The organism is Frigoribacterium sp. SL97, from assembly GCF_026625765.1.
Lineage (GTDB): Bacteria > Actinomycetota > Actinomycetes > Actinomycetales > Microbacteriaceae > Frigoribacterium.
In genome coordinates this window covers 560,514-579,316 of record NZ_CP113062.1, presented here as the reverse complement: position 1 = coordinate 579,316, position 18,803 = coordinate 560,514, and the positions used below count along the sequence as shown (strand labels likewise).

The 18,803-nt window shown below is 74.1% G+C and carries 20 protein-coding genes; 8 read left to right on the top strand and 12 right to left on the bottom strand.

Annotated features, from left to right (window positions below):
- Positions 1-32 precede the first annotated feature (32 nt).
- The gene (locus OVA02_RS02840; RefSeq protein ID WP_267659209.1) at positions 33-515 is read left to right on the top strand and encodes a TetR/AcrR family transcriptional regulator; all 483 of its coding nucleotides are present in this window, start codon (positions 33-35) and stop codon (positions 513-515) included.
- Between the two features lie 435 nt (positions 516-950).
- Complete coding sequence (locus tag OVA02_RS02835; protein WP_056043909.1) at positions 951-1,454, top strand: hypothetical protein; 504 nt, start codon at positions 951-953, stop codon at positions 1,452-1,454.
- Between the two features lie 68 nt (positions 1,455-1,522).
- Here the strand turns inward: OVA02_RS02835 and OVA02_RS02830 are convergent, their stop codons facing one another.
- From OVA02_RS02830 to OVA02_RS02820, 3 genes are all read right to left on the bottom strand, one after another.
- Entirely contained in the window at positions 1,523-2,419 is an 897-nt protein-coding gene (locus tag OVA02_RS02830; RefSeq protein ID WP_267659208.1) for a helix-turn-helix transcriptional regulator, read from the bottom strand.
- 166 nt (positions 2,420-2,585) lie between these two features.
- Positions 2,586-3,845 carry a sensor histidine kinase gene (locus tag OVA02_RS02825; protein ID WP_267659207.1) on the bottom strand — a complete coding sequence of 420 codons (1,260 nt, stop codon included), beginning with the start codon at positions 3,843-3,845 and terminating at the stop codon, positions 2,586-2,588.
- The gene (locus OVA02_RS02820) at positions 3,842-4,537 is read right to left on the bottom strand and encodes a response regulator transcription factor (protein WP_200413145.1); all 696 of its coding nucleotides are present in this window, start codon (positions 4,535-4,537) and stop codon (positions 3,842-3,844) included. The genes OVA02_RS02825 and OVA02_RS02820 overlap by 4 nt, the downstream gene beginning before the upstream one ends.
- Before the next feature lie 200 nt (positions 4,538-4,737).
- Between OVA02_RS02820 and OVA02_RS02815 the strand changes: the two genes are divergently transcribed.
- From OVA02_RS02815 to OVA02_RS02800, 4 genes are read left to right on the top strand one after another with little or no spacing between them, the layout of a single operon-like run.
- A complete protein-coding gene (locus tag OVA02_RS02815; protein WP_267659206.1) occupies positions 4,738-5,247 on the top strand; it encodes a hypothetical protein in 510 nt (169 codons plus the stop codon).
- Positions 5,244-6,299: a peptidoglycan-binding protein gene (locus OVA02_RS02810; RefSeq protein WP_267659205.1), complete on the top strand. Its 1,056-nt coding sequence runs from the start codon at positions 5,244-5,246 to the stop codon at positions 6,297-6,299. The genes OVA02_RS02815 and OVA02_RS02810 overlap by 4 nt, the downstream gene beginning before the upstream one ends.
- Positions 6,296-6,991: an ABC transporter ATP-binding protein gene (locus OVA02_RS02805; protein WP_207114357.1), complete on the top strand. Its 696-nt coding sequence runs from the start codon at positions 6,296-6,298 to the stop codon at positions 6,989-6,991. Before OVA02_RS02810 ends, OVA02_RS02805 begins: the two co-directional genes overlap by 4 nt.
- Positions 6,988-8,181 carry an ABC transporter permease gene (locus OVA02_RS02800; RefSeq protein WP_267659204.1) on the top strand — a complete coding sequence of 398 codons (1,194 nt, stop codon included), beginning with the start codon at positions 6,988-6,990 and terminating at the stop codon, positions 8,179-8,181. The genes OVA02_RS02805 and OVA02_RS02800 overlap by 4 nt, the downstream gene beginning before the upstream one ends.
- Positions 8,182-8,191: 10 nt before the next feature.
- Here OVA02_RS02800 and OVA02_RS02795 read toward each other — a convergent pair whose 3' ends face one another.
- The 3 genes from OVA02_RS02795 to OVA02_RS02785 are packed head-to-tail and all read right to left on the bottom strand — an operon-like array spanning position 8,192 to position 10,313.
- Positions 8,192-9,160 (bottom strand): aldo/keto reductase, encoded by a 969-nt coding sequence (locus OVA02_RS02795; RefSeq protein ID WP_267659203.1) that lies wholly within the window; start codon positions 9,158-9,160, stop codon positions 8,192-8,194.
- The gene (locus OVA02_RS02790) at positions 9,157-9,387 is read right to left on the bottom strand and encodes a hypothetical protein (RefSeq protein ID WP_123571394.1); all 231 of its coding nucleotides are present in this window, start codon (positions 9,385-9,387) and stop codon (positions 9,157-9,159) included. Before OVA02_RS02790 ends, OVA02_RS02795 begins: the two co-directional genes overlap by 4 nt.
- Entirely contained in the window at positions 9,384-10,313 is a 930-nt protein-coding gene (locus OVA02_RS02785; RefSeq protein ID WP_082460081.1) for a helix-turn-helix transcriptional regulator, read from the bottom strand. The genes OVA02_RS02790 and OVA02_RS02785 overlap by 4 nt, the downstream gene beginning before the upstream one ends.
- 191 nt (positions 10,314-10,504) lie before the next feature.
- On the opposite strand from OVA02_RS02785, the gene OVA02_RS02780 reads away from it, so the two are divergent.
- Positions 10,505-11,254 (top strand): GntR family transcriptional regulator, encoded by a 750-nt coding sequence (locus OVA02_RS02780; protein ID WP_043594651.1) that lies wholly within the window; start codon positions 10,505-10,507, stop codon positions 11,252-11,254.
- Between the two features lie 94 nt (positions 11,255-11,348).
- Here OVA02_RS02780 and OVA02_RS02775 read toward each other — a convergent pair whose 3' ends face one another.
- The 6 genes from OVA02_RS02775 to OVA02_RS02750 form a co-directional block, all read right to left on the bottom strand.
- Positions 11,349-12,548, bottom strand: coding sequence for an alcohol dehydrogenase catalytic domain-containing protein (locus OVA02_RS02775; protein ID WP_267659202.1), 1,200 nt, complete (start codon positions 12,546-12,548; stop codon positions 11,349-11,351).
- Positions 12,545-13,312 (bottom strand): HAD family hydrolase, encoded by a 768-nt coding sequence (locus tag OVA02_RS02770; protein WP_267659201.1) that lies wholly within the window; start codon positions 13,310-13,312, stop codon positions 12,545-12,547. The genes OVA02_RS02775 and OVA02_RS02770 overlap by 4 nt, the downstream gene beginning before the upstream one ends.
- Positions 13,309-14,622 carry a TIGR03364 family FAD-dependent oxidoreductase gene (locus tag OVA02_RS02765; protein ID WP_267659200.1) on the bottom strand — a complete coding sequence of 438 codons (1,314 nt, stop codon included), beginning with the start codon at positions 14,620-14,622 and terminating at the stop codon, positions 13,309-13,311. Before OVA02_RS02765 ends, OVA02_RS02770 begins: the two co-directional genes overlap by 4 nt.
- Complete coding sequence (gene phnE, locus OVA02_RS02760; RefSeq protein WP_267659199.1) at positions 14,619-16,349, bottom strand: phosphonate ABC transporter, permease protein PhnE; 1,731 nt, start codon at positions 16,347-16,349, stop codon at positions 14,619-14,621. The genes OVA02_RS02765 and phnE overlap by 4 nt, the downstream gene beginning before the upstream one ends.
- On the bottom strand, positions 16,346-17,170 hold the full coding sequence (gene phnC, locus OVA02_RS02755; protein ID WP_267659198.1) for a phosphonate ABC transporter ATP-binding protein: 825 nt from the start codon (positions 17,168-17,170) through the stop codon (positions 16,346-16,348). The genes phnE and phnC overlap by 4 nt, the downstream gene beginning before the upstream one ends.
- Before the next feature lie 107 nt (positions 17,171-17,277).
- Complete coding sequence (locus OVA02_RS02750; protein ID WP_123571400.1) at positions 17,278-18,204, bottom strand: phosphate/phosphite/phosphonate ABC transporter substrate-binding protein; 927 nt, start codon at positions 18,202-18,204, stop codon at positions 17,278-17,280.
- A 226-nt stretch (positions 18,205-18,430) separates the two neighbouring features.
- On the opposite strand from OVA02_RS02750, the gene OVA02_RS02745 reads away from it, so the two are divergent.
- Complete coding sequence (locus OVA02_RS02745; protein ID WP_267659197.1) at positions 18,431-18,769, top strand: hypothetical protein; 339 nt, start codon at positions 18,431-18,433, stop codon at positions 18,767-18,769.
- Positions 18,770-18,803: the final 34 nt, after the last annotated feature.

The following is an 18,803-nucleotide window of genomic DNA, read 5'->3' as shown; positions in this document are numbered from 1 at the left end:
GGTCCGCGGCGGGCGTGCGGGAGGATGGACCGGTGACCACCGCACGCCCCGGCCGCGCCCGCAGTGAGGCCGCCCGCCTCGCGATCCTCGACGCGACCCGTGACGAGCTGGCCGAGCGTGGCTACGACAAGCTCTCGCTCGATCGCATCGCGGCGGCGGCGGGGGTCGGCAAGGCGACGATCTACCGCTGGTACCCGGCGAAGGCGGCGCTGGTGGCCGAGGGGATGCTCACGGGACACCTGCTGCCCCACCTCGAGGTGGCCGACACGGGCGACGTCCGTCGGGACGTGCTCGACTGGCTCCGCGCCTCCTTCTCGACCTTCGCCTCGCCCGCGGCGGGCGGGCTGATCCGCGCGTCCATCGCGGCGACCGCCGAGGACGCCGCCGTCGCCGAGCACTACGAGGAGCGGGTCACCTCGGTCACGCGGGCGGCGCTGCGCGCCCGCCTCGAGTCCGGGAGGCGCGCGCGGCAGATCCGGGACGGCGCCCCCTCGAGGCCCTCGTCGAGTCGCTGATCGGCACCGTGCTGCTGCACGTCGTGACGCGCCGCGATCCCGGGCCGGCCGCGCTCCAGGCCACGGTGGACCTGCTGTTCGACGGCGTCGCGGCGCGGTCGGACTGACGCGTCACCGCCCGCCCATCGCCTCCTCCACAGAGGGGCGCCGAGCGTGCCCGTCGGCGTCCGCCTGTGGAGGGACGCCTTCGTCGCCTCCAGTAGCAGTGGGTGGTGGCCGAGGGCAGCCTCTGAGCAGGTCGCGCGGGCCCGACGAGCCGGCGTCGTACTCCGGTGACGCGCCACCGGGGCCCATCGTTGGTCACCCGACCAACGTCGACCGTGAACGCGTGCATCGCACCGCCGCCGGCCACAGGATCGTTCTCGCAAGGCAGTTCCACTCGACAACACGAAGCACCGCAACTCGAACTCCTACGACAACGAAAGAGGACGAACCATGAGCAAGCTGAAGTCGAAGACCGCCACGATCATCGCCGCCGTCGCCGTGAGCGGCGTCGCCGTCACGGGGCTGAGCGGATTCGCCGCCGCACCCGCACAGGCGGCGACCACCGCCCCCGCCTCGCCGGAGTCCAGCACCGGCAGCCCGATCACGGGCAGCGTCACCCTCGACCCGCTGGCCATCGTCAGCGCGATCAGCGCCGCCGTCAACGACCAGGGCGACCGGTCGGGCGCCGTGCTGGCCGCCCTGGACGTCGGCTACTACAACGCCGGCAACCCCGACCGGCTCACGGTCGCGGTCGTGAACAAGAACCAGGACATCACCGTCGAGGGCTCGATCGCCGACGCCCAGCCGATCGACATCAAGGGTGGAAGCTACGTCATCTACTGGTTCGACGGCCCCGGCAAGGTCACCAACAACGGTGACGGCGGCTACCTGAACTGGGGCGTGCTCGGCAACAACGTCAAGACCGACAACGTCATCAGCATCAACGGCGGCTGACCCCGCCGCGGCACCGCGGAACCGCCCCGACGTCCTCACCGGACGCCGGGGCGGTTCCGCGTGCGCCGTCAGGCCGGCGGCAGGGCAGGAGGCGCGGGTCGGTTCGGCGCCTCGACCGCCGCCTGGCCGTCCCGACGGCGCCCCCGCCGCACGATGCGCGACCGGATGACGCCCTTGACGAACGCGACCGAGACGAGCGCCGTCCGGTTCGGGGCGCTCCACGTCCGCATGAGACGGGCCAGGTGCCAGGCCACGGCCTGGCGGCTGTAGGCCGTCTCGCGGGCGATCTCGGCGTTCGAGAGGCCGTAGGCGGTGAGCGTGAGCATCTGCCGCTCGACGTCGTCGAGGTCGGGGGCGTCGGCCACGAGGTCGAGCACGACGTCGGGCCCCGGGGCCGCAGGGGGTGGCTGGGGGCCGCCCGCGCCTCCTGGTCCCCCGCCCGGCGGGGCGGCGACGAGACGGGGACGGTGCCGCGCCCACTCCTCGGCCCAGCAGGTCCCGAGCTCGTGGGCGACCTGCGAGGCGCGCGCCATCGCGAGGACGAGCGCCCCGGCCTGCCCGCCCGACGCCGAGTGCATGACGAGCGAGAAAATGCGCAGCGCGGGCAGGGCCCCCCGCAGGACGACGGCCAGGTCGACGTCGGGGCAGGTAGCACTGCGGCGGGCGACGGCACGCAACTCGTCGAGGCACGAGGCCGACACCGGACGACCGTGCTCGACCGCGGCGAGGGCCGGACCGAGCACGATCGGCACGATCTCGGCGTACCGGTCGCGCAGCCACGACCGGCCGGTCGCCCCGACGTCCTCGAGCGAGCAGTCGAGCAGCAGGTCGCTGAACTCGTCGTGCCGGGCGTCGAGCCGCAACCCGAGGGGCTGACCCGGACGCATGATCGTGGTCGGGCGCCCCGGCGTCGGGCGCCCCGTCGACGTCGGGCGGTCCGCGGGGACGCCACCCTGCTCGGTCAACGTCTCACCCCCGGTCGCGGCGCCGGCGCCCCTGGCCGGTCGGCCCGCCTCGCGGGCACGTTCCGAGCCTAGGAGCGACGAGCCGGTCGCACAGTCGGTTGGCTGGCCGACCGCGGTGTCCCCCGCAGGGGCCGGACCGACGCGACGTCGTGCCCGTCGGGCCGGTTCACCGGCCGGTCGCGGGCGCGGCGAACACCACGCGCACGACGAGACCGCCCGAAGGAGGCGCATCGAGGGTCAGCGTCGCCCCGTGCGTCTCGGCGACGGCCGCGACCAGGGCCAGGCCGAGGCCGTGGGAGCCGGCGACCCGGCCCGCCGGCCGGTGGAACGGCTCGGTCAGTCGCCCGACCTCGGCCGGGTCGAGCACGGCCCCGCCGTTGGACACGATCAGGGTCGGCGCCCCCGAGCCGTCGGTGCCGACCGTCACGTCGAGCCGGCCGCCGGGTTCGTTGTGGCCGATGCCGTTGCGGACGAGGTTGCCGACGAGCACCGAGAGCAGGGCCCGGTCGCCCGTGACCTGCGCGGGGCGGGCGACGCAGTGCACCTCGACCCGCGCCCGGGCGGCGGCGGACGCCGAGGCGGCCACCACCTCGTCGACCACGGCGACGAGGTGGACCGCGTCGGCGGCGACGCCGTCACCGGACTGGACGTCGGACAGCGTCAGCAGGGCCTCGACCGTCTCGATGCTGCGGGTGTTCATCTCGCGCAGGCGTCGGATCGTCACGGACGGCGGCGAGCCGGCCGCGAGGGCCGCGTCGAGCATCGCCTGCGTCGTCGCGAGGGGCGTGCGGAGCTCGTGCGAGGCGTTGGCGGCGAAGCGACGTCGGGCCTCGTACGAGCGGTCGAGCCGATCGAGCATGTCGTCGAACGTGGTCGCAAGACGGCCGAACTCGTCGTCGGGGCGCCCGGGTGCGAGCGCGGCGAGCCGCTGCCGGAACGACCCCGCGGCGCCGTGTTCGGCCTCGCGCGCCGCACTCGCGAGGTGCTCGACGGGACGGAGGAGGCGCCCGGCGACGACCCAGCTCAACCAGACGCCGACGACCAGCGCGACGACGAACACGATCGACGACGTCGTGAGCAGGACGCGCAGGAGGTCGTTCTCGCCCGAGATCGTGACCGCCGCGCGCAGCTCGGCGGTCTCGGCGACGGGCGACGGCCCGGCGGTGGCGACGCCGCCGTCGCCCGCCGGCGCCCACGTCGCCGTCGGCGACGCGGGGTCGCCCGCGCCGGCGCCCGGCGCGTGCAGGGCGGTGATCCGGTAGTCCGGGACGAAGCGCATCACCAGGAACACCGAGGCCACGATCGACAGGCCCACGACCGTCAGCACCGCGCTGACGGTGGCGGTGAGCCGGAGACGGGCGCTGCCCCGGTGACGCAGCCCGCGCCTCCTGGGCTCTGCGGCCGACGAGCCGGTCTCGACGGTCACCGGTCGCCCCCGTCGGCGACGGCCTCGGCGTCCTCGGCGGCGATGCGGTAGCCGCTGCCGGGGACGGTGTGGATCACCCAGGGCTCGCCGAGGCGTCGCCGGAGGTTCGAGATCGTGACCCGCACCGAGTTGGTGAACGGGTCGGCGTTCTCGTCCCAGGCCTTCTCGAGCAGGCGCTCGGCACTGACCACGCCCCCGTCGGCCTCGAGCAGCACGCCGAGCACCGCGAACTCCTTCCGGGTGAGCTTCACGTACCGGCCGTCGCGGTAGACCTCGCGGCGGAACGCGTCGTACCGCAGGTCGCCGCGGACCGTGACCGGCGGGCGCGACCGACGCGGGCGCCGGGCGAGCGAGCGCATCCGGGCGATCAGCTCGGGGAACTCGAACGGCTTGGCGAGGTAGTCGTCGGCACCGAGCTCGAAGCCGTCGACCTTGTCACGGGTGCGTCCGGCCGCGGTCAGCATCACGATGCCCGGACCGTCGCCGGCCGCCGCCACCGCGGCGCAGACGTCGTCGCCGTGCGTGCCCGGCAGGTCGCGGTCGAGCAGCACGACGTCGTAGTCGTTCAGCGCGATCGCCTCGAGGGCGGCGTCGCCGTCGTGCACGACGTCGACGGCCATCGCGTGGCGCTCGAGGACGCTCTGGACGGCCTCGGCGAGGTAGACCTCGTCCTCGGCGACGAGTACGCGCATGGTGGCTCCTGTTCGGGTCGGGACGGACGGGACGCGGACGCCCTCCTCCAGGGTGACATGTCGGATGTCACCGAAACGTAAAGCCCGCCGTTTACGGGCCGGCAACGAGCCGTGCGGTGGTCTGGACCCCGTCGCCCGACGAGGGCGACGCCGCGACCGCCGGTCGCGGTCCGTGATCGTGGAAGACCAGGAGTCCCCTCATGTCCAGAACCCGTGGCACCCTCTTCGCCGCCCTCCCCCTGCTCGTCGTCGCCCTCGCCGGCTGCTCGACCGCCGCCGACGACGCCGCCGCCGAGACGAAGTCCGAGTCGCAGATCGCCGCCGACGCCCAGGCGTGGGACCTCGCGAACGCGAACTGCCTCCGCGAGGAGGGCGTCGACATCGGCGACCCCTCGGGCGACGGCGGGGGCGTGTCGATCTCCCGCGGCGACGCCGTGGACATGGACGCCCTGCTGGCCGCGTCGGAGCGGTGCACGGAGGCGACGACCGACGAACTCGGCGAGCGCCCCGTGACCGCGTCCGAGAAGAAGAGCCAGGACGAGTTCGACGCGAGGCTGCGCGAGTCGGCCGAGTGCGTCCGTGAGGCGGGATACGACGTGACCGACCAGCTCGACGGCGCGGGCGGCACGGCCACGATGGACGACGTCCCCGCGGGCGTGCTCGAGGAGTGCGGCGCCTTCGGCAGCATGCCCACGACGGTGACCCGGTGAGGCCGTCGCGCCGAGCCGTCGCCTGGTGGTCCGTCGCCGGTGTGGCCGTCGTCGGGACGGCCGTCACCGCCGTGTTGATGGTCGGGCCCCCCGGAGCGTCTGGTGACGACGACGCGGCGGGCACGACGCCGAGGCCGACCACGGCCGTCGTCGAGCAGGGCACGCTGACCGGCACGACGACCAGGGCGGGCACGCTCAGCCGCCTCGACGGCCCGACGATCACGGGGTCCGCACCCGGCACGATCACGTCGCTGCCGGAGGTCGGCGACGTCCTCACGGCACGCAGCGAGCTCTTCCGCGTCGACGACGAACCGGTCACCGCGTTCGAGGGCGCCCTGCCGCAGTGGCGGGCCTTCGGACAGGGCATGGCCGAGGGCCCGGACGTCCGGCAGGTCGAGGAGAACCTCAGAGCCTGGGGGTACTTCACGGGCACGCCGGACGACCGGTTCGACCGGCGCACCGCGACCGCCGTCTCGGCCTGGCAGAAGGACACCGGCCAGGAGCGCACCGGGTCGATCGACCAGGGCGCCCTGCAGTTCGTGACGGGGTCGTTCACGGTCCGCACCCTGGCGGCGGCCGTCGGCGACGCCTCGGGAGGCGACCTCTACGACACGGCGCGCGACGACGCGGTCGTGTCGGTCGACCTGCCGGTCGGGTCGCCGCTCGCCGCCGTCGACGGGGTCGTGTCGGTCGACCTGCCCGGCCACGGCAGCGTTCCCGGGCGCGTGTCCGACGTGGGCGCGGCCGTGGCCGACGAGACCACGGGCACGACGACGGTCCCCGTGACGGTGTCGCTCGACGACCCGGCGGCGGCCGGCGACCTGACCGAGGCGTCCGTGCAGGTCGACTTCGTCTCCGAGGTGGAGGAGGACGTGCTGCACGTGCCGGTGCTCGCCCTGGGTGCGGCCGTCGGCGACGGGTTCGTCGTCGAGGTGCTGCAGCCGGACGGCACGACCACGGCCGTGCCGGTGGAGGCCGGCCTGTTCGCCGGCGACCGGGTCGAGGTGTCCGGAGCCCTCGAGGCCGGCGACGAGGTCGTGGTGCCCGCATGAACGCCGTGATCGAGCTGCGTGACGTGACGCGCGAGTACGGCCGACCCCCGACGACCGCGTTGTCGTCGGTGTCGCTCCGGGTCGAGCGCGGCGAGTTCGTCGCGATCGTCGGCCCGTCGGGATCGGGCAAGTCGACGCTGTTGAACGTCCTCGGCACGCTCGACCGGCCCACCTCGGGCACCGTGCTCGTCGACGGCGTCGACGTGGCGGACCAGAACGACCGCGAGCTGTCGGCCCTGCGGGCGCACCGCATCGGCTTCGTCTTCCAGCAGTTCCACCTCAGCGAGGGCGTGACCGCGACCGACAACGTCGCGAACGGCCTGCTCTACGCGGGGGTGCCGATCCGGCAGCGACGGGCGCGGGCGCGCGAGGCGCTCGAGCGCGTCGGGCTGGGCCACCGACTGACGCACCGGCCGAACCAGCTCTCGGGTGGCGAACGGCAGCGGGTCGCCATCGCCCGGGCGGTCGTGCACCGCCCGCCGCTGCTGCTCGCCGACGAGCCCACCGGCAACCTCGACACGAAGGCCGGCGAGGGCATCGTGTCGCTCCTCGGCGAGCTGCACTCCGAGGGCACCTCGATCGTCGTCATCACCCACGACGTCGAGCTCGCCCGGCGGCTGCCGCGGCGGGTGACCATCCGCGACGGGCACCTCGAACACGACAGCGCGACGCGGGCGGGGGTGACCGCATGAACGCCTCGGAGACGCCCTCGCGCCTCCTCTGGTCGGACGTCGTGCGACTGGGGGTGTCCGGGCTGGCGTCGCGACCCACCAGGGCCGTGCTGTCGGCGCTCGGCATCGCCATCGGCATCGCGGCCATGATCGCCGTGGTCGGCATCTCGACGTCGAGCCAGGCGAAGCTCGCGGCGACCCTGGACGAGCTCGGCACGAACCTGCTCTCGGCCTCGCAGGGGAAGGACTTCTTCGGCGAGGCGGTCGACCTGCCACTCACCGCGGGGGCGTCGGCCGGGCACACCCAGGGGGTCCGGTCGGCAGCCACGACCGGCACGGTGGCCGACGTCGGCGTCTACCGCAGCAGCGCGGTGCCCGCGGGCAACACGAACGGCATCACGGTGCGGTCGGCGTCGCCCACGCTGCTGGAGGTGCTCGAGGCCCGCGTGGCGTCGGGCGTCTGGCTCACCGACGGCATGGCGCGGTACCCCGTGGTCGTGCTCGGGGCCGAGGCGGCGGCCCGGTTGGGCATCACCGTGCCGGGGCGCCACGTGATCGTCGGCAGCACCGAGTACGTGGTGGCGGGCATCCTCGAACCGGTGCCGTTGGCGGCCGAGATCGACTCGTCGGCGCTCATCGGTGAACGGGCCGCGGAGGCGCTGGCCGGTGCGCCCGTCCACCCGACGGCGGTCCACGTCCGGGCCGACCCCGCCCACGTGCAGGAGGTGCACGACCTGCTCGCCCGGTCCATCCAGCCGCGGAGCCCGTCCGACGTCGAGGTGACGCGGCCGTCCGACGCGCTGGCCGCACAGCAGGCCGCGGACCAGGCGTTCACCGGGTTGCTGGTCGGCCTCGGCGGGGTCGCGTTGCTGGTCGGCGGCATCGGGGTGGCGAACACGATGGTGATCTCGGTGCTCGAACGTCGACGCGAGATCGGGCTGCGGCGGGCGCTGGGGGCGACGAGGTCGCACATCCGTCGGCAGTTCCTGGCCGAGGCGCTCGTCCTGTCGCTGCTCGGCGGGGTCGCCGGGGTGCTGCTCGGGGCGGCGGTGACCGCGGCGTTCGCCGCGCTGCGGGGGTGGCCGACGGCGATACCGCCCGCGGTGCTGGTCGCCGGGCTCGTCGCGACGCTCGTGATCGGGGCTCTGGCCGGGCTCTGGCCGGCCGTGCGGGCGGCGCGCATCCCGCCGACGGAGGCGCTGCAGTCGTGAGGGGGGCCCCTCACCACCAGAACGGTGACTGCGGTCGGTAGGGCTCCTCGAGGCGGCGGACGTCGTCGTCGGTCAGCTCGACGTCCAGGGCGGCGACGGCGTCGGCGAGGTGGTGCGGCTTCGTCGCGCCGACGATCGGGGCCGAGACGACGGGGTTCCGCAGCACCCACGCCACGGCGACCTGGGCCATCGACACCCCGTGCTCGGCGGCGACCTGCTCGACGGCGTCGATGATCGGGCCGTCCTCGTCGGCGTCGAAGGCCTTCGCGACCTCGTCGACGGCGAACCGCTCGGTGGTCGCACCACGCGGTCGCGTCAGCCGCCCCTTGCCCTGCGGCGAGTAGGGCACGAGCCCGACGCCGAGGTCGGCGCAGAGCGGGATCATCTCGCGTTCCTCCTCGCGTTTCAGCAAGTTGTACTGGTCCTGCATGGTCGAGAACGGCGTCCAACCGTTGACCACGGCGGCGGTCTGCATCTTGGCGAACTGCCAGGCGAACATGCTCGAGGCGCCCGTGTACCGGACCTTGCCTGCCCGGACCAGGTCGTGGAGCGCCTCCATCGTCTCCTCCACCGGGGTCTCGGGGTCGAAGCGGTGGATCTGGTACAGGTCGACGTGGTCGGTGCCGAGTCGCGTGAGCGACGCGTCGACCTGCTCGAGGATCGCCCCGCGTGACAGACCTGCTCCCCCCGGACCGTCGTGCATGCGACCGCCGACCTTCGTCGCCAGCACGACGTCCTCGCGGCGGGAGTACTCGCGCATCGCGCGGCCGACGAACTCCTCGCCGGTGCCCTGCTGGTAGACGTTCGCGGTGTCCCAGAAGGTGACCCCGAGCTCGACGGCCTGGCGGAAGAACGGTGCCGAGGCCGCCTCGTCGAGCGTCCACGAGTGCAGGCCCCGGGTGGGGTCGCCGTAGCTCATGCAGCCGAGGCCGATGCGGCTGACCTTCAGCCCTGTGCTGCCCAGACGGGTGTACTTCACGGTCGTGCCTCCTCGGCGTTCGGGGGTGGTTGGTTCTCCATGGTGGCGGAGGCCTCTGCGGCGTCGGTCGCGCCGGGCGCGCGGCGGTGGAAGAGCGCGGCGATCGCCCAGGGGCCCGGCTGGAGACGCACCGCCATCTCGTCCAGCACCCGCGCCTCCTGCTCTCGGTCGCGCGTGAGGTCGGAGATCTCGCAGGAGGCGCGCCACCACATCGCGAGGCGGCTCACGATCCGGCCGCCTCGCGCGGTCCGCTCGCGACGTCGGGTCGGTCCGGGGCGTCGGCGCGGACGACCGCCGGGTCGGCCTGCGGCGCCGCCCAGCTGGCGAGGAGGCGGAGGCGCTCCTCGGTCGGCGAGCCGGGCTCGGCGCTGTAGACGAGGAAGTTCAGGCCCGGGCGGCCCATCGGCTCCATGGCCTCGTAGACCATGTCGAGCTGACCGACGACCGGGTGGTGGAAGCGCTTCTGGCCGGACGTGTGGTGGCGCACCTCGTGGGCGCCCCAGCGCACGCGGAACTCGTCGCTGCGGGTGGACAGTTCGCCGATCAGGTCGTGCAGGGCGCGGTCGTGGGGGTCGCGGCCGGCCTCGGTGCGCAGGATCGCGACGTTGATGTCGGCGGCCACCGACCACGACGGGTAGAAGGCCTCGGCCTGCTCGCGGTGCAGGAAGACGAAGCGGGCGAGGTTGACCGGCCGCTCGTCGAGGGCGTAGAGGTCGGAGTAGAGCGCACGGAAGAGCGCGTTCTCGGCGAGGACGTCCATGCGGCCGTTGCGGACGAACGCGGGCCCGGCCGTCACGGCGTCGAGCACGAGCTGCATGCTGCGCGAGACGGTCTCGGGCGGACGGCGTCGACGCCGGGCGCGCACGGGCGACTCGTTCGCGGCGCGGGCGAGGTCGGCCAGGTGCTCGCGTTCGGCGTCGTCGAGCAGCAGGGCGGTCGCGAGCGAGTCGAGCACGACCTCGGACACCCCGCCGAGGCGCCCGCGTTCGAGCCGCGTGTAGTACTCGACGCTGACGCCCGCGAGCAGCGCCACCTCGCTCCGCCGCAGTCCGGGCACGCGGCGTCCGGGCCCGCCCGGCAGCTCGACCTGCTCGGGCCGCACCCGCGCCCGTCGGCTGGTCAGGAAGTCGCGGATCTCGCTCTCGGTGTCCATGCCCTCGACGCTACGACAGGGGCGGGTCGCGGTGGGAAGCCCTGGTGGTGACCCCCTCGGCGCGACGACGGGACGAACCCCGTTCGCGAAGAAGAACCCCGATGAAACGGGGTTCGTCTTCGCGAACGGGGTTCGTCGTCGCGGACGGGGCCCATGACGATCCCGACCGCACCGCTCGGTAAGATCCGCACGTGCCTTCGACCCTCTACGAGCAGATCGCCGACGACCTGCGGCGGCGCATCCTGAGCGGCGACCTCGCGGTCGGCGACGACGTGCCGAGCGAGGGCGAGCTGGCCGAGCAGTGGCGCACCTCCCGCGGGCCGATCCGCAACGCCCTCGCCGCCCTGCGCTCCGAGGGCCTGGTCGAGACCCGGCGCGGCCGCCCGGCGCGGGTCGTCGCGCGCAAGGCGCACCACCCGGTCGACGTGTCGATCCCCTTCACCAAGTGGGTGCGCGACGTCGGCGGCGAGCCCGGCGCCCGCACGCAGGAGGTGTCGCTGCGCCGCGCCGACGACGACAAGGCCCGGTCGCTCGGCATCGAGCCGGGCGCCCTCGTGGTCGACGTCGTCCGGCTCCGACTCGTCGACGGCCGCCCGACCATGCTCGAGCGCCTGACCTTCATCGAGGAGGTCGGCCGCGTGCTGTTCGACGTCGACCTCGACACGGTGTCGATCACCGAGTACCTCGACTCGCGAGGCTTCGGCTACGCCGACATCGACCACGAGATCGACGCGGTCGCCGCCGACGAGCTCGACGCCGAGCTGCTCGGGGTCGAGCCCGGCACGCCGATCCTGCGGCTGCACCGCATCACGCGCGGCCCCGACGGCCGCACCTTCGAGGCCTCGGACGACCGGTACCGCAGCGACATCGTCCGCTTCACCGTCTCGGCGTCGGGCCGGGCCCGCGAGGGCGACCACTTCATCCGCGCGATCGGCCCCTGAGCGGCGCCGGCCCGCCCCTCCCCCGCGTCCGCGGACGCAGGAGGCGGGACGCAGGAGGCGCGGGGCAGCCCCCGCAGGCCGCCACAGCCCCCGGTCACTCCGGTCGGACGCCCACCCGCACCGACCCGCCGGCGGCGGCCGCCGCGATCCCGGCGTCGAGGTCGCGCAGGGCGACGACCTCGCCCACGAGGGCGTCGAGCGGCCAGGCCGCGTGCCTCCGTTCGACGAAGCGGACGGCCTCGACGAGGTGCCGCGGGGCGTAGTTGTGCACGCCGCGGAGGGTCACGAGACGTCGGACGACGCTCTCGGCGTCGAGCGGTACGGCCGGAGCGGGGAAGACGCTGCCGACGAGCACGGCCACGCCGCCGACGCCCAGCGCGGCGAGCGCCGAGGCCACGGCGTGCGGCGACCCGGAGGCCTCCACGGCGACGAGAGGGGCACCACCCGCGACCGAGAACGCGGTGCTGAGGCCGTCGTCCGCGTCGGGGGCAGCCGACGGGTCGGCCGTCGCGACCGCGCCGAAGCGGACGGCGAGTCGACGGCGGGCGGGCTCGGGGTCGACGACGACCACCCGGGCCCCGGCGTCGGTGGCCAGCGCGGTCGCCGTGAGGCCGATCAGCCCGGCCCCCGTGACGAGCACCACGGCACCGTCCAGGGGCACGATCGCCGAGGCGGCGTCGAGGGCCGCCACGGCCGTCGCCGTGCCGCACGACACGGGGGCCAGCAGCTCGGCGGGCAGGTCGGCCTCGACCGGGACGATCGCCGTGCCCGACCGCACGTGCACGTGCGTGGCGAAGCCGCCGCTCAGTTCCCAGCCCGTGAGGAGTCGCTCGTGCCCGTACTTCCGCACCGACTCGCACTTCTGCGGCAGGTCGCGTCGGCAGGTGGCGCACCGACCGCACGAGACGGTCAGCGACCAGACGACGCGTTGCCCGACGGCGAGCGGCGTCCCGTCCACGGCGGCCGCCCCCGGCCCGAGGGCGACCACGCGACCGACCTGCTCGTGTCCGAGGACGAGCGGGGCGGGCGCGCTCCGGTCACCCCGGGTGGTGTGCACGTCCGAGCCGCAGATCGTCGCCAGCTCGACCTCGACGAGGGCGTCGCCGGGCTCGAGGACGACCGAGGGCACCGCGACGGCCTCGTGCGGACGGCCGGGTTCGAGCCACACCATGGCGGTCGGGGCCGGGTCGAGGGGCAGCGCGGCCGGGGAGGCGGGGTCCGCCGGGGAAGCGACCCGCGCCTCCTGGTCCGTCGTCCGCGGCGGCACCCCCGTCCGCGGCAGGGCGGTGGTCACGCGACCGCGGTCGTCGACGCGCCGGCGGCCGCGACCCCGGCGAAGGCCGGCAGCCCGACGAGGTCGCGGACGCTCTCGAGCACGACGTCGGCCCCCGCGGCGAGCAGCTGCTCGCGGGTGTGCGCGCCGGTCGTCACGCCGACGACGAGGCCCGCACCGGCGGAGCGCCCCGAGAGGACGTCGCTGACGGTGTCGCCGACGACCGCGACGGCGGCGACCGACGAGGCACGGGTGCGCAGCAGCGCGGTCAGCACGAGGTCGGGTGCGGGGCGGCCGCGGCCGGCGTCGACGGGCGAGAGGGCGGCGTCGACCGTCCAGCCGAGCGCGTCGAGCAGGCGGTCGCGCGTGACGGGCGAGAAGCCCGTGGTCAGGACGACCGAGACCCCGGAGGCGCGGAGTGCGTCGACGAGGTCGCCCGCGCCCTCGATCGGCTCGACTCCCGACTCGTCGACGAGCTCGCCGTAGGCCACCTCGAACTCGTCGTTCGCGCGCTGCGCGAGCGCCGCGTCGCCCCCGGTGAGGTGCCGGAAGACCTCGATCTTCGAGCGGCCCATCGTGTCGCGGACGTACTGCAGGGCCTCGTCGCGGCTCAGCGTCGGGCCGAGGTCGACCCGGTCGGCGACGCGGGCGAAGGCCTGCTCGACCACGCCGTCGTCGACGACGGTCGTGCCGGCCATGTCGAGCACGACGAGCTCGATCGGGGTCGCGGCCTCGGCGGCGGGGGTGCCGGACGAGGCGGGGGTGGTGGCGGTCGTGGTGCTCATGCGGTGAGGCTCTCTGTGAGGGGCGAGGGGACGGCCGAGGGGACGGGCGAGGTGACAGGCGAGTGGACGGTCGAGGTCGGGGCGAGGGTGTCGAGCGCCCGGTCGCGCCCGCCGTCGAGGTGCGCCCCGACGACGTGCTCGGCGAGACCGAGCCCGGTGGTCATGCCGATGCCGGTCGAGACGACCGTGACGAGCACGCCCGGGGCGACCTCGTCGACGACGAACTCGTCGCGACCCGAGGCGTAGACGCCCTGCCACCGCTCGGTGACGACCGGCTCGGCGCCGAACAGCACGCGGAACTCGTCGAGGAAGGCGTCGGCGATCCGTTCGTCCTGGAACGGCGCGATCGAGGCGCCCTTGTGGTGGCTGTCGCCGACGATCACCGACCCGTCGGGCAGCTGCGTGTACATCTGGTTGAGGTCCATCGCGGCCAGGTCCGGGCGCTCGGCGTGCAGTCGGGACCGCACCGCGTCGGCCGCTCCGGTGCCGGCGAACGCGCTGTAGCGGATCAGCGACCAACCGGTCAGCAGCGGGGCGACGAGCGGCCGGACGAGGTCGGCCCGCACCCGCAGCATGTCGAGGCCGCAGCGCTCGAGGGCGTGTCGGTCGGCGAGGTCGGGCAGCAGCTGGTCGAGGTCGTGGTTGGTCGCGACGACGACCGTCCCGGTGTCGATCGGACCGCGGCTCGTCTCGACCCGTCCCGACGAGACCGACCCCACGGAGGTGCGGGTCAGGAAGCGCACCCCTCGCGTCTCGAGGTGCCGGCGGATCGCGTCGGCCGCCTCCCTCGGGTCGACCTGCAGGTCGTACGGGAGCAGGGCGCCGCCGACGACCGCACCGGGAGCCACCGGGGCCAGCGACGACAGCTCGGCCGCGTCGAGCCGCTCGATCTCGGGCCGGTCGCCCAGCACGCGGTCGGTGCGGGCGAGGGCCAGCTCGTCGAGCAGGTCGAGCTCGTCGACGTGTCGGGCGGCGACGAGGGTGCCACGCCGGGACAGCCAGAAGCCGGCGTCGCGGGCCAGCCGCAGCCAGAGCTCGCGGGCGGCGAGGGCGTGGCGGCGGGCCTCGCCGCTCTGCGGGGTGAGGCAGAGGTGGCCGAAGTTCCGCACGGTCGAGCCGCCGATCACCGGGGAGCGGTCGACGACCAGCACCGAGAGCCCCCGGTCGACGGCGGCGAGGGCGGCACCGAGGCCGACGACGCCCGAGCCGACGACGACCACGTCGTGCGGTGCCGCCGCGTGCCTTGCCGCCGCGGTCGGGGCCGCGGAGTGACGGGCCGTGCCGTGGGCCGTGTCGTGTGTCGCGGTCATCGGAAGACCCTCCGCATCCAGATGGCGAGCCCCTCGACGGCCAGGACCGTGACGAGGATCATCAGCACGATCGCCGTGACCGTCCCGTAGTTCGAGCCCTGGCTGGCGTTGAGCAGGTAGTAGCCGACTCCCCCGGCACCGACGATGCCGAGCAGCGTCGCGGCCCGCAGGTTGGTGTCGAGCATGTAGAAGGTGTGCCCGATCAGGGCGCGGGTGCCCTGCGGCAGGGTCGCCCCGGCGTAGACCTGCACGCGACTCGCCCCGGTGGCCGAGAGGGCGCGTTCGGGGCCGGGCGAGACCTCCTCGAACGAGTCGGCGAGCAGCTTGCCGAGCAGCCCGACGCCGCCGAGTGCCAGGGCGAGGGTGCCGGCCTGCGTGCCGAGCCCGGTGACGACGATCAGCACGATGGCGAGGATCACCTCGGGCACCCCGCGGATGCCGACGAGCAGCAGGCGCATGCCGCTGCGCACCCCTCGGCTCGGGGCGACGTTGCGGGCCGCGAGCGACCCGACCACGATCGAGGCGACGAGGGTCAGCACGGTCGCGGCCAGCGCGATGGCGATCGTCTCGCCCATGGCGGCGACCATCGTCGACGCCTCGTAGCTGCCGAACGACGGCGGCCAGAACTGCGTCGCGACGGCGGGCACCTTCGCCCAGACGGTGACGAGGTCGGACCAGGCGATGTCGCAGACGGCGACGCTCGCGACGACCACGGCGACCGCGAGCCACCCCCACGAGACGGTGCGTCGACGGGCGCGGTCCCACGGTCGGCGGAGGGCGGACTCGACGGTGGCGGGCACGGGACGCGACGGGGCGGGGTGACCGGCGCCGCGCCTCCTGGTGGCCCGTCGGACGACGCGGTCGCCAAGACCGCGGCCGGTCGGCGCGATGCCGAGCATGATGGCGCGGACGCTGCTCGAGACGATCTCCATCACGACGCAGAGAACGAAGATGACGAGGGCGTAGCCGAGGCCGAGGCCGTAGTCGAGCGACTTGAAGGCGAACGACATCTCCATGCCGAGGCCGACGACCCCGACGTAGCCGAGGATCACGCTGCCGCGGAGGTTGATGTCGTTGCGGTGCAGCACGGTCGCCACCCACGACGGCAGCACCTGGGGCAGCACGCCGGCGGTGAACTGCTGGAGGCGGCTGCCCCCGGCGGCACGGACGGCGGTGCGCGGACCCTCGTCGATCTGCTCGATCGCGTCGGCGAAGAGCTTCGAGATCATGCCGACCGAGTGCAGGCCGATGGCCAGGATGCCGGGCAGCGTGCCGAGGGAGAAGAGCAGCACGAACACCATGGCGAGCACGACGTCGGGCACGGCCCGGGCGAGCACCGTCACGAAGCGGGCGGCCGCACGCCACGCGGGGCCGGGGGTGGTGTTCGAGGCCGCGAGCACGGCGACCGGCACCGACAGGACGGCGGCGAGCAGGGTGCCGCAGATCACGAGGCCGAGCGTGAGGGCGGTGAGCTGCAGCAGCTCGCCGAGCGGGGGGAACTCGATCGCCCCGACGCGGCCGAAGAACCGCTCGGCGTTGGCCCAGCTCTGCAGCATCCGCGCGGGGTCGATGTCGACGCTGCGCAGGGCCACGAGGCTCGCGACCAGCAGGGCGACGAGGGTGAGGCCCGCCGCGACGCGCTCGGGCGAGACCCGGCGACGAGGAGGCGCGGTGACGGGAGCGGGGGCCGCCCCGGTCGTGCGCGGGCGCTCGGTGACGGCGGTCATCGGACGGCGTCCCCGGCGAGCTCGAGCTCGATGGCTGCCATCTGGTCGGTGCTCGTGGCGACGCGGCCGTAGATCTCCATCACCTGGGCCTTCGACAGGCCCTCGGTCCCGGTGTCGAGCACGACCCGACCGTGGCGCAGCCCGACGATGCGGTCGGCCCACGAGAGGGCGAGGTCGACCTGGTGCAGGCTGCAGATGACGGTGAGGCCCTCGTCGGCCGCGATCTCGCGGATCAACGCCATCACCTGGTCGCTCGACTCGGGGTCGAGCGAGGCGACGGGCTCGTCCGCGAGCAGCACCTGGGGACGCTGCATGAGGGCCCGGGCGATGGCGACGCGCTGCTGCTGGCCGCCCGAGAGGGTGTCGGCGCGCTGGTAGGCCCGGTCGAGCAGGCCGACTCGCTCGAGCCGGGCGAGCGCCTCGGCCTTCGCGGCCCGGCCGTACGACCAGAGCCCGAGCCGGGGCCCGCGCACGGAGGCGAGCGAGCCGGTCAGGACGTTCTCGAGCACGGTCAGCGACGGCACGAGTTCGAACTGCTGGAAGATGAACCCCACCTCGCTGCGCAGCCGCCGCAGGGCGCGCCCGGTGAGCTCGGTGACCTCGCGGCCGAGCACCGTGACGCGGCCGTCGGTCGGCCGTTCGAGGCCGTCGACGTGACGCAGCAGGGTGGACTTGCCCGAGCCGGAGAGGCCCAGCAGCACGACGACCTCGCCGCGTCGGACGCTGATCGAGGCGTCGTCGAGCGCGAGGGTCTCACCGAAGCGCTTGGTGATGCCCTCGAGCCGGACGACGGTCTCGGCGGGGGCGGTGTGCGGGTTCATGTTCGTCTCCGGTTCGTCGTGCTCGGGCCCCGGGACGTCGCCGGGACCCTCAAGCGCGCGAGGGTCCCGGCGGGTTCCCGGGGTGGGGAGGTGCTACGTCGTGCGGGTCAGGCCTTGCACTGCGACGCGTTCGTCTTCTCGCAGATGTCGCGGATCTGGTCGTAGTACGCGTCGTCGACCGGGGTGGTCTGGAAGAACACGGCACGGAAGCCCTCGCTGTCGGCACCCTCGATGCCCGCGGCGACCATGTCGTCGGCGGTGACGTTCGAGAGGATGTCCTTCAGCTGGGCCTTGACGTCGTCGGGCAGCGAGTCCGACTCGACGATGGGCGCGCCGGGCACCATCTGCTCGTCGATCATCTCGACGGCGTCGCTCTTGGCGACCTCGCTGTCCTCGGCGAAGCCGGCGTCGCACTCGGTGCCCTCGCCGACCTTCTGCACGCTGACGTCGTGCTTGCCCGCGAAGACCGGGGTGATGTCCTTCTCGGGGTCGATGCCGGCCTCGAGCAGCGCGTAGCTCGGGAAGAGGTAGCCCGAGGTCGACGACGGGTCGACGAAGCAGATCTTCTTGCCCTTCATGTCGGCGATCGACGTGATGTCGCTGCCCTTCGGCACGATGGCCTGCGAGTAGTAGCCGGGCTCCTGGCCCTCGGCCGTGGTGATCGACGAGATCGGGGTGAGCTCGGCGCCGTTGTTCGTGGCGGTGACGTAGGTGAAGCCCGAGAACGAGGCGACGTCGATCTGGCCGGCGATGCTCGCCTCGATCAGGGCCGCGTAGTCCGTCGACTCGTGGTACTCGACCGTCTTGCCGGTCTCCTTCGCGATGTAGTCCATCAGCGGCTGGTAGTTCGTCTCGGTGTCGACCGAGTCGGGCACGACGCCGAAGACGAGCGTGCTGTCGTCGACCGCGTAGCCACCGGCCGCGTCGGACGAACCGGTGGCCGAGGAGGCGGGGGTCGAGCAGGCGGACAGCGTGACGGCGAGCAGGGCGGCGCCGACGAGGGCGGTCGCGGCGCGGGGACGGCGGAGGGTCATGACGGCCTTTCGGGTGGGAGCAGGACGTGACGATGGTGGCACGCGCCCGACCGACATAGGAACCTATCTTCGGGCCCGTTCAACGAGAGTTCACCTCTTGTCTGCCTAACCCGGGCGAGCCGACCGCGGGGCGGGACGGGGTGCCGTCCCGGCCATGGCGGGTCCAGGTGCGGCGGTCTACCCTCGGACCACCACCCCGCCCTGCTCCCGCGACGAAGGCCTCCGCATGCGACACGACGACGGCACCCCCGACTCCCCCGGCGACGACCTCGTGACCTGGTCGGACGAGGCCCACCGCGAACTCGAGCTGCTCGTCGCCCGTGACCGCGAGGCCGAGCAGGCTCGGCAGCACGAGGCCGAGCGCGTCGCGCGGGTCGAACGGGCCGCCCGCCTCGAGCAGGAGCGCCGTCGCCGTGAGGCCGAGCTCCCGCCCGAACTGCGCGACGCCGACGACGAGCCGTACGACGGTGGGCCGAGGCGCCGACTCGTCATGGGGTCGTCGAAGGTGCTCGCCGCCGTCGCGCTGCTGGCCGCGGTCGCCGTCGCGGTGACCGGGTTCCTGTAGGCCGACCCGCGCCTCCTGGGCTCGTGCGTCGCCC